Annotated in this window: 6 protein-coding genes; 3 read left to right on the forward strand and 3 right to left on the reverse strand. The window is 62.0% G+C overall.

The genetic code is table 11. The features are described 5' to 3' along the window. The coding region (gene uvrC / locus EOA86_RS18750) for an excinuclease ABC subunit UvrC (protein ID WP_128343041.1) at nt 1-1888 on the reverse strand (1888 nt) is incomplete at its 3' end. Then, entirely contained in the window at nt 1885-2661 is a 777-nt protein-coding gene (locus tag EOA86_RS18755) for an SDR family oxidoreductase (protein WP_128343043.1), read from the reverse strand. The genes uvrC and EOA86_RS18755, both read right to left, overlap by 4 nt. Before the next feature lie 406 nt (nt 2662-3067). Between EOA86_RS18755 and EOA86_RS18760 the strand changes: the two genes are divergently transcribed. Then, nucleotides 3068-3718: an outer membrane protein gene (locus EOA86_RS18760; protein ID WP_128343045.1), complete on the forward strand. Its 651-nt coding sequence runs from the start codon at nt 3068-3070 to the stop codon at nt 3716-3718. A gap of 159 nt (nt 3719-3877) precedes the next feature. On the opposite strand, the gene EOA86_RS18765 is transcribed toward EOA86_RS18760, so the two are convergent. Beyond that, nucleotides 3878-4474, reverse strand: coding sequence for a glutathione S-transferase family protein (locus EOA86_RS18765; protein WP_128343046.1), 597 nt, complete (start codon nt 4472-4474; stop codon nt 3878-3880). A gap of 491 nt (nt 4475-4965) precedes the next feature. Here EOA86_RS18765 and EOA86_RS39460 point away from each other — a divergent pair, with 491 nt between their 5' ends. Then, nucleotides 4966-5457 carry a hypothetical protein gene (locus EOA86_RS39460; RefSeq protein WP_203546856.1) on the forward strand — a complete coding sequence of 164 codons (492 nt, stop codon included), beginning with the start codon at nt 4966-4968 and terminating at the stop codon, nt 5455-5457. Between the two features lie 56 nt (nt 5458-5513). After that, the gene (locus tag EOA86_RS18775) at nt 5514-5774 is read left to right on the forward strand and encodes a hypothetical protein (protein ID WP_128343048.1); all 261 of its coding nucleotides are present in this window, start codon (nt 5514-5516) and stop codon (nt 5772-5774) included. Nucleotides 5775-5903 lie beyond the last annotated feature (129 nt).

Consider the following 5903-nt stretch of genomic DNA (forward strand, 5'->3'; position numbering starts at 1 on the left):
GGGGGGAGCCGATGGCGAAGCGGTGGACCTCGTCGCGCAGCCGCTGGACGAAGTAGAGCACCGGATCGCGCACGGGGAGCGAAAACGGTGGCTTGCCCATGACGAAAAAGCGTTCGCGGCCGGCGTCCCGGTCCTGGCCCTTGGCGATGCCGATGGCCTGGACACGGTCCTCGATGCCGAGATCGGCGAGGATCTTGAGCACCGCTGTCATCTGGCCCTGACCGCCGTCGATGAGGATGACGTCTGGCCATGCCGGGAAGCCGCCCGCATCCTCGATATCGTCGCCCTGTTCGGACAGGATGTCATCCGCCGCCTGTTCGCTCGGCGGCACGTCGCCATGTTCCTTCAGCAGTCGGGAAAAACGCCGCTCCATCACCTCGCGCATCATGCCGAAATCGTCTCCCGGCGTGATCTCGGTCGAGCGGATGTTGAATTTCCGGTACTGGTTCTTCACGAAGCCTTCAGGGCCGGCGACAATCATGGCGCCGACGGCGTTGGTGCCCATGATGTGGGAGTTGTCGTAGACCTCGATGCGCACCGGTGTTTTCTTCAGGCCGAAGGTCTCAGCGAAGCCGGTGAGCAGCCGCCCTTGCGTCGAGGTCTCGGCCAGCCGGCGGCCGAGCGCCTCACGGGCATTCTGCAGTGCGTTGTCGGTTAAATTCTTCTTCTCGCCGCGCTGCGGCACCGAGATAGCCACCTTGCGGCCCGCGCGGGTGGAGAGCGCCTCGGCCAGCAACTCCTGGTCCTCGACGCCTTGCGACAACAGGATGGTACGCGGCGTCGGCTTGTCGTCATAGAATTGCGCCAGGAACGAGCCCAGGACCTCGGCCGCGTCCAGCGCCGGATCGGCCTTGGGGAAATAGGCGCGGTTGCCCCAGTTCTGCCCCGTGCGGAAGAAGAACACCTGGATGCAGACCTGGCCGCCTTCCTGGTGGATGGCGAAGACATCGGCCTCGTCGACGGTCTGCGGGTTGATGCCCTGATGGCTCTGCACATGCGACAGCGCCGCCAACCGGTCGCGATAGATGGCGGCGCGCTCGAAATCGAGATTTTCCGAAGCCTGCTGCATGGCAGCGGAGATATCGGTCTTCACCTTCTGACTGCGGCCGGACAAGAACTCCTTCGCCTCGGCGACCAGCTTGGCATAGTCGCCATGCGAGATTTCGCCGGTGCACGGGCCGGCGCAGCGCTTGATCTGGAACAGCAGGCACGGCCGGGTGCGGTTCTCGTAGAAGGAGTTGGTGCAACTCCTGAGCAGGAAGGCGCGCTGCAGCGAATTGATGGTACGGCCGACGGCGCCGGCCGATGCGAAGGGGCCGAAATAGTCGCCCTTGCGCGAACGCGCGCCGCGATGCTTGTAGATGCCGGGCGAGACGTGATCGCCGGTCAGCAGGATGTAGGGGAACGACTTGTCGTCCCGCATCAGCACATTGAATCGCGGCCGCAAGCGCTTGATGAGGTTGGCTTCCAGCAGCAGCGCTTCGATCTCGGTGCGGGTGACGACGAATTCCATTGTCGCGGTCTCGCGCACCATGCGGCCGATGCGGCTGGTGTGGAAACGGCCTTGCGCGTAATTGGTCACCCGTTTCTTCAGGCTGCGCGCCTTGCCGACATAGAGCACGTCGCCTGCGGCATTCATCATGCGGTAGACGCCGGGCGCGTTGGGCAGCCGTTTGACCAGCGTCTGGATGACTTCGGCGCCGACCATGCCCTCGGCATCGCCGGCATGCGGCGTCCAATCGATGACCGTGAAGGCAACGTCAGGACCGCCGGAACCGGGAGCTGACGTTTCGACGATCTCCTCCGCCGCCTCGTCCTCGAGGTCGACATCGGGGGGCAGGTCGTCGGCGGCGCCGCCCCGTTTAGGTTTCTGGTCCATGGGACTCATTCGATAATGCCTGTCACATCCGGCGTCTGCCATGCAAGGTGCTGGCCGCCGTCGAGCGCGATCATCTGGCCGGTGACCGAGCGCGCGCCCCAGAGATAGCGTATGGTGGCGCCGAATTCAGGCAATTCCGGGCCGCGCTTCAGGATCAGGCCGTCGACCTGCGCGGCAAAATCGCTGTCTTCCTGGCGCGCGCTCTTCAGCGTCGGGCCGGGGCCGATGGCGTTGACGCGAATGCGAGGCGCCAGCGCCTGCGCCATCATTTGCGTCTCTGTCCACAATGTCGATTTCGACAGCGCATAGGAGAAATAGCGTGGCGTCGGGCGCCAGACGCGCTGGTCGATCATATTGACGATCAGCGCTTCCTGGCCTTCTGGCAGCGCGCGGGCGAATTCTTGCGCCAAAAGTGCCGGCGCTTTCACATGGACGGCGAAGTGACGGTCCCAGGCAAGCCAGTCGAAGTCCTGAACCGTGTCATCCACGAACAGTGAGGCATTGTTGACCAGCAGTGTAACAGGCCCGAGCGCGGCTTCGGCGCGGCCGATCAGGTCGCCGACCGCGGCCATGTCGGTCAGGTCGGCGGCGACCACAGCGGCACGGCCATCCTGGCCAAAATGGCCGCCGTTGATCCGCGCGGCCAACGCTTCCGCCTCGGCCCGCGAGCGGTTGCAATGGATGGCGACAGCAAAACCGTTCGCGGCAAGATCCTCGACGATGGCCTTGCCGATCCGCTTGCCCCCGCCTGTCACCAGCGCCGTTCCAGCGGCCTTGCTCATCCTGTCAATCCTTAATGGGCTTCGATTTCAGCCCGCCGGCGAAATATGGCCGGCCAAGCGTTAAATGCCGTTCGGACCTTGGGCAGCATTGTGGCAAAGCGGCCGGCTCGGTCTTCGACTGTGGCCGGGACTCGGCTGCCAGACCGCAATATAGGGCGGCTGACTCCTTGCTCCAAGCGGTGTTCAGCATGGCACGGCAAAGCCTCCTGACACCATCTGTTGCGCAGATGCAACGTCAAAGTTCGGCCTCATTCGTGCCGGGTAATGACCCAAGTTCAGGTTCGCTTCAGCCGCATTTTGACACGACATTCGGAACCGTTGAGCGCCAGATCCGTTTTTTCCTCCCGGCGGGTTGAGGGCGCTCGTGAAAGCAAGCCTGTGCCTGTGGCTTAAGGAGTAAAGAACAATGCAAGCCAATCTTAAATTTGCGCGACCGCTGGCGGTGGCGCTCGGGCTCTTCGCCCTCGGCGGAACCGCCTATGCTGCTGACGTCATCGCGGAAGAGCCGCCGGCCCCCGCTCCGATCGCCGAACTTCCGGTCGCTTCCTGGGCCGGTCCCTATGCCGGTGTGAGCGTCGGCTACGGCTTCAGCGGTCACGCCGATGCCGAGGGTATCGGCACAGACGTCGACACCGATGGTTTTGTCGGCGGCGTCTTCGGCGGCTATCAGTGGCAGGCGGAGAACTTCGTCTACGGTGCTGAAGCCGATATCGGCTATAGCGGCATCGAGGGCGACGATGGCGGCGTCGAGGCCAAGGGCGGCTTCGAAGGCTCGCTGCGTGCCCGCCTCGGCTACGCCGTTACCCCGGAAATCCTGCTCTACGGCACCGCCGGTGGCGCGCTCAAGAACCAGGAAATCGAAGCCGCTGGCTCCAGCGACGAAAACACGATGCTCGGCTGGACGGCCGGCGTCGGTACCGACATCAAGATCACCGACAATGTGTTCGGCCGTGTCGAGTATCGCTACACCGACTTCGGCGACAAGGACTTCGACGGTATCGGCAAGGTCAAGTCGACCGACAACCGCGTCACTTTCGGCGTCGGTATGAAATTCTAAATACGTCCAAGCCACGACACGAAAAAGCCGGGCCTCGTGCCCGGCTTTTTTTGTGATCGCCTTCTCTAGAGCGGGATGCATTCAGATTGAAGCCGCATTTCTACGACGCCAAGTGATTCCACGTGGCTGCAAAAATGCTCTAGCTGGGTGCCAGCCAGCTCACGCCGGGACGCAGGGTTTCAGCTCCGGAAACTTCTCGTCGAAGCGTGCTGCCCAGCGGACCAGCCGGTTGCGGCCCTTTTCCCATTTTCCGGCAAAGCGCAGCGAGAGATAGCCAAGGCAGGCGCGCAGCGCCAGCTGGCCGGCGGTGATCTTCTTCGGCAGCTTTGGCGGATTGGCGTTGAGCAGATCGAGCGCACCGGTTATCTTCGCCCACTGGCGGTCGAGCCAAGGCTGGTAGACCATGTCTTCGGGGCGCGTGCGCCGCTCATAAACCATCGACAGCGCGCAGTCGCAGATGCCGTCGGCCAGCGCCTCCAGCACTTCTGCCTCGAGGCGCTTGTCGGGATTGCGCGGGAACAGCGCGTTCTTCGACATGCGGTTGAGATGCTGGGTAATGGCGCGGCTGTCGTGAATCGAGCGGCCGTCGTCGAGCACCAGCACCGGGATCTTGCCGAGCGGATTGGCGTCGATCAGCTCGGCCGGCTTGTCTTCGGTTTTTATCGGCACGAGATCGACTGCGATGCCGGCATAACGCGCGGCCATGCGCACCTTGGAACTGTAGGGTGAGGTGGAGGCGTAGAGCAGTCTGGGCATGATCGGGTTCCTGGTTGCCGGCTACAGCGCCGCGTATCCTATTGGACGCGCAAAGGACGCCGTAGCGCTTTGATTTTTGTGCACTGTTGACTGGACATGCCGGCATGATCAACAGCCACAGGCGGAAAAACCGGGCGCCACGGAGAACGACGTCCTCCTCCGCGATCTTAGGCAATGAGCGGTACGGCAGTTGCAGCCCAAGAGGATCTGAACAGGTCAAACAGATCCGAACCTAGCCAACCCGGTCTTGCACCGAGAATTTCTCTCAGGGCACAGAGAAATGCCCCACCGGACTTCGCCGTACAGCGAAGTCCTGGGAGTTGCGAAAAGCTGTCTTCCCTCCGCCTCTATTCTTGCCCGAGCACTGACCCTGCGAGCGAGGCACCTGTCCGGCACCCGCCCTCAACGGTCTTCAGCACTGTCCTCCGCGAGCTAAGAAACGCGATTACTTCTTGGCTTTCGCCTTCGCGGGCGCTGCTTTCGCCTTCGGCTTGGCCGCCGGCGCTGCTTTCTTCACTGCCACCGAAGACTTCGCTGCAGCCGCTTTCTTTGCCGGCGCAGCCTTCTTGGCCGGCGCAGCCTTGGCAGGTGCTGCTTTCTTCGCTGCCGGCTTCGCCGCGGCCTTTGCAGCCGGCTTCTTGGCTGGTGCTGCTTTGGCCTTGGCTGGTGCTGCTTTCTTCACTGCCGGCTTTGCCGCGGCTTTCGCGGCCGGCTTCTTGGCCGGCGCTGCTTTTGCCTTGGCCTCGGCGGCCTTCGGCTTGGCAGCAGGTGCTGCTTTCTTCACAGCTGCTGCGGCCTTTTCCGCCACAGCTTTTACTGGTGCTTTCTTTGCCGGTGCCTTCTTTGCCGGAGACTTGGATGCCGGCGCTTTGGATGACTGTTTAGCCATATCATGCCCCTTCGTTGTGCCGACGGCCGTTAATGACCCGGCGCGTAATGCATATCTGACTCGCGCTTGTCTAGCCAGCGAAGCATTAGCATGATTTTTTCAGTTTAAATTTTGATTACCGGCGACACACGCTCGTCCTGATTTCGCAAAATGTCGCTGCTGCTCTTCGAGCTTGCCGAGGGTTTGCGACAGACATTCTGCGCGCTTAACCGGAACCAATCGCACTACAAAGTGCTGAAGGTTAGCAAGCGTTTTGCTCGTCGATCATCGGCCGGCAACATCATGATGGGCTGCTTCATCGATCTCATCGTCTTGTCCAACGAGACGATCTACACAAGCTACAAAAGCAAAGCCCGGCTCGTTCCGCGCCATGACCTTGTCTGGGGCTTGAGAATGCAACCTTTTTGCTAGTTGACAGATTACTCGATCTGACAGAGTATTCTGGTATGCAGGGAAGCGTAATGTCATTCGCGCAAAGATCTAGCGGCGCTGTCCCAGAGCAGTGAGACTGAACGCCTGACCACCATAGCAGGCCCAATG

The organism is Mesorhizobium sp. M5C.F.Ca.IN.020.32.2.1, from assembly GCF_004023105.1.
In the GTDB taxonomy this organism is placed as follows: Bacteria; Pseudomonadota; Alphaproteobacteria; order Rhizobiales; family Rhizobiaceae; genus Mesorhizobium; species Mesorhizobium wenxiniae.

Bases quoted from the DNA above. Each gene is read 5' to 3' on its own strand.
- EOA86_RS18755 (WP_128343043.1), bottom strand. From the start codon at position 2,661: ATGAGCAAGGCCGCTGGAACGGCGCTGGTGACAGGCGGGGGCAAGCGG.
- EOA86_RS18760 (WP_128343045.1), top strand. From the start codon at position 3,068: ATGCAAGCCAATCTTAAATTTGCGCGACCGCTGGCGGTGGCGCTCGGG.
- EOA86_RS18765 (WP_128343046.1), bottom strand. From the start codon at position 4,474: ATGCCCAGACTGCTCTACGCCTCCACCTCACCCTACAGTTCCAAGGTG.
- EOA86_RS18775 (WP_128343048.1), top strand. From the start codon at position 5,514: ATGTCGCTGCTGCTCTTCGAGCTTGCCGAGGGTTTGCGACAGACATTC.